This is a genomic window from Streptomyces sparsus (genome assembly GCF_054776295.1).
In genome coordinates this window covers 1-2,853 of sequence record NZ_BAAHCA010000643.1, presented here as the reverse complement: position 1 = coordinate 2,853, position 2,853 = coordinate 1, and the positions used below count along the sequence as shown (strand labels likewise).

General features: G+C 75.1%; 2 protein-coding genes and 1 pseudogene. 1 reads left to right on the top strand and 2 read right to left on the bottom strand.

The genetic code is table 11. From position 1 onward, the window contains the following. A pseudogene (locus tag ACYVE9_RS21550) lies at positions 1–338 on the top strand (TetR/AcrR family transcriptional regulator); the annotation flags it as partial. Between the two features lie 61 nt (positions 339–399). On the opposite strand, the gene rsgA reads toward ACYVE9_RS21550, so the two are convergent. Together rsgA and aroA are read right to left on the bottom strand one after the other, a co-directional pair. Further along, positions 400–1,416, bottom strand: a complete 1,017-nt coding sequence (gene rsgA, locus ACYVE9_RS21545; RefSeq protein ID WP_461029540.1) for a ribosome small subunit-dependent GTPase A — start codon at positions 1,414–1,416, stop codon at positions 400–402. A gap of 9 nt (positions 1,417–1,425) precedes the next feature. Next, positions 1,426–2,739, bottom strand: coding sequence for a 3-phosphoshikimate 1-carboxyvinyltransferase (aroA, locus tag ACYVE9_RS21540; protein WP_461029539.1), 1,314 nt, complete (start codon positions 2,737–2,739; stop codon positions 1,426–1,428). Positions 2,740–2,853: the final 114 nt, after the last annotated feature.

Sequence of the window (2,853 nt, the reverse complement as noted above, 5' to 3'; positions counted from 1 at the left end):
GGGCCGGCGGCGACCCGGCGGTGTGCTGCGCCTCGGCCGCCGGCTGGCTGGTGTACCGGGCGAAGGAGGAACCGCTGGTACGGGCCGCTCTCACCGGATGCTGGGACTCGCGGCTGCCGCTGCCCGGCGACACCCCCGAAGGCCTGCTCCGCCGGTTGTGCGAGCGGCTCACCGCGGTGCTGGGCGGAGCGGAGCAGACCCCGCCGCGTGCGGTGGAGGCCGGGATGCGGCTCGCCCTGTCCTACGTCGTCGCGCCACCGACCGAGCCCGAGGTACCGGCCCGGGTCGCGGACGTGGTGACCGCGCTGCTGCGCCAGCGTCCCTCCCGGACCTACTGACCCCTCTCCCGGACGTGCGCACGGGCCCGCCCGGCGCGACGTGACGAGGCGGGGCCGCGCGTCAGTCGCCCTCGCGGCGTTCCCGGGTGGCGAGCAGCCGGCGCAGGGAGGCCAGCCGTGCCGGGTCGGCGTGCCCGGCGGCCACCCAGGCGTCCAGCGCGCAGTCCACCTCGTCGTGGCTGCACGACCGCGGGCACTCGGCGGTGCCCGGCTCCAGGTCGGGGAAGGCGTTGATCACCCGGGACGGGTCCACGTGGTGCAGGCCGAAGGACCGCACGCCCGGAGTGTCGATCACCCAGCCGGAGGCGCCGATCGGCGCCTCCGGGTCCGTGGCCGGGAGCGGCAGGGCCAGTGCCGAGGTGGTGGTGTGCCGGCCGCGCCCGGTCACGGCGTTCACCACTCCGGTCGCCCGGACCCGGTCCGGCACCAGGGCGTTGACCAGCGTGGTCTTGCCGACCCCGGAGTGCCCGACGAACGCGGTGACCCGGCCCGCGAGCAGCGCCGCCACCTCGTCGGTCGGCGCCTCGTGGTGCACGGCCACCGCGGCCACACCCAGCGGCTCGTAACTGGCCAGCAGGGCGTCCGGTGACGCCAGGTCGGACTTGGTGAGCACCAGCAGCGGTTCCAGACCGGCGTCGTACGCGGCGACCAGGCAGCGGTCGATCAGCCGCGGCCGGGGCTCCGGATCGGCGAGCGCGGTGACGATGGCCAACTGGTCGGCGTTGGCGACGACGATCCGCTCGAACGGGTCGTCGTCGTCGGCCGTCCGGCGCAGCACCGACAGGCGCGGCTCGACCCGGACGATGCGCGCCAGGGTGTCCTTGTCCCCGGACCAGTCGCCGACCACCGCGACCCGGTCCCCGACCACCACACCCTTGCGGCCCAGCTCGCGGGCCTTCATCGCGGTGACCGTGCGGTCCTCGACCAGGCAGGTGATGCGACCGCGGTCCACGGTGAGCACGAAGCCCTCCACCGCGTCCTCGTGTGCCGGCCGCTGGTGGGTGCGCGGCCGGGTGCCCCGCCGGTTGGGGCGGAAGCGGATGTCGTCCTCGTCGGTGTTCTTGCCGTAACGCCGCATCGCGGAGCCTCAGACGCCTTCACCGAGCATGCCGTGCCACATCCGCGGGAAGTCCGGCAGCGTCTTGGCGGTCGTGCCGACGTTCTCCACCCGCACCCCGGGCACGGCCAGGCCGAGCAGCGCGCCGGCGGTGGCCAGCCGGTGGTCGTCGTAGGTGTGGAAGACCCCGCCGTGCAGCGCGCGCGGCCGGATGCGCAGGCCGTCCGCGGTCTCGGTGACGTCACCGCCGAGGGCGTTGATCTCGCGGGTGAGCGCGGCCAGCCGGTCCGTCTCGTGCAGGCGCAGGTGCGCGACGCCGCGCAGCACCGACTCCGAGTCGGCCAGCGCCGCCACCGCGGCGATGCCCGGCGTCAGCTCGCCCACCTCACCGAGGTCGGCGTCGATGCCCTGCACCTTGCCGGTGCCGGTGAACGTGAGGCCCCGGTCGGTGAGTTCGCAGCTGCCGCCCATGGCGGTGAAGAGGTCGCGCAGCGCGTCACCCGGCTGGGTGGTGTGCGTGGGCCAGTCCGGAACGGTCACCGTGCCGCCGGTGATCAGGGCGGCGGCCAGGAAGGGCTGGGCGTTGGACAGGTCCGGCTCGACGACCAGGTCCCGGCCGAGCAGCGCGCCCGGCGTCACCCGCCACACGTTCGCCTCGCCGCCCGCCTCCGGGGTGTCCACCTGGGCGCCGGCGGCGCGCAGCATGCTCACCGTCATCCGGATGTGCGGCATCGACGGCAGCGTCCCGCCGACGTGGCGCACCTCCACGCCCTGGTTGAAACGGGCCCCCGAGAGCAGCAGCGCGCTCACGAACTGGCTGGACGAGGAGGCGTCGATCTCCACCGCGCCACCGGTGACGGACCCGCCGCCGTGCACCGTCAGCGGCAGCGCGCCCCGGCCGTCGTCGTCGATCCGGGCGCCCAGCGCGCGCAGCGCGTTGATGACGCCGTGCAGCGGACGCTCGTAGGCGCGCGGATCACCGTCGAAGCGCACCGAACCGTCGGCGAGCGCGGCGACCGGCGGCAGGAAGCGCATCACTGTGCCCGCGTTGCCGACGTCGACCGTCGCCGGACCGTGCAGCCCGGCCGGGATGATGCGCCACGCCTCACCGGTGCCGTCCGGACCGACGCCCTCCTCGATGCCGACCCCGAGCGCCCGGAGCGCGTCGGCCATCAGGACGGTGTCGCGGGAGCGCAACGGGCGGCGCAGCCAGCCCGGTTCCGAGGCCAGGGCCGCCAGCACCAGACCGCGGTTGGTGACCGACTTCGATCCGGGCACGGTGACGGTCGCGCTGACAGGTCCGGAGGCGGTCGGCGCGGGCCAGAGAGCGGTGTGGTCGGTCATGGCCCTTACTTTAGTGGCTGTTCAGGGCCTCATCTCTTCCCCGTCCGAGGGGAAACCGGGGCGAGGCGCCACTCTGCAACCGGCCGCCACCGCCGCGCGCCGCCGCGCGCCGCC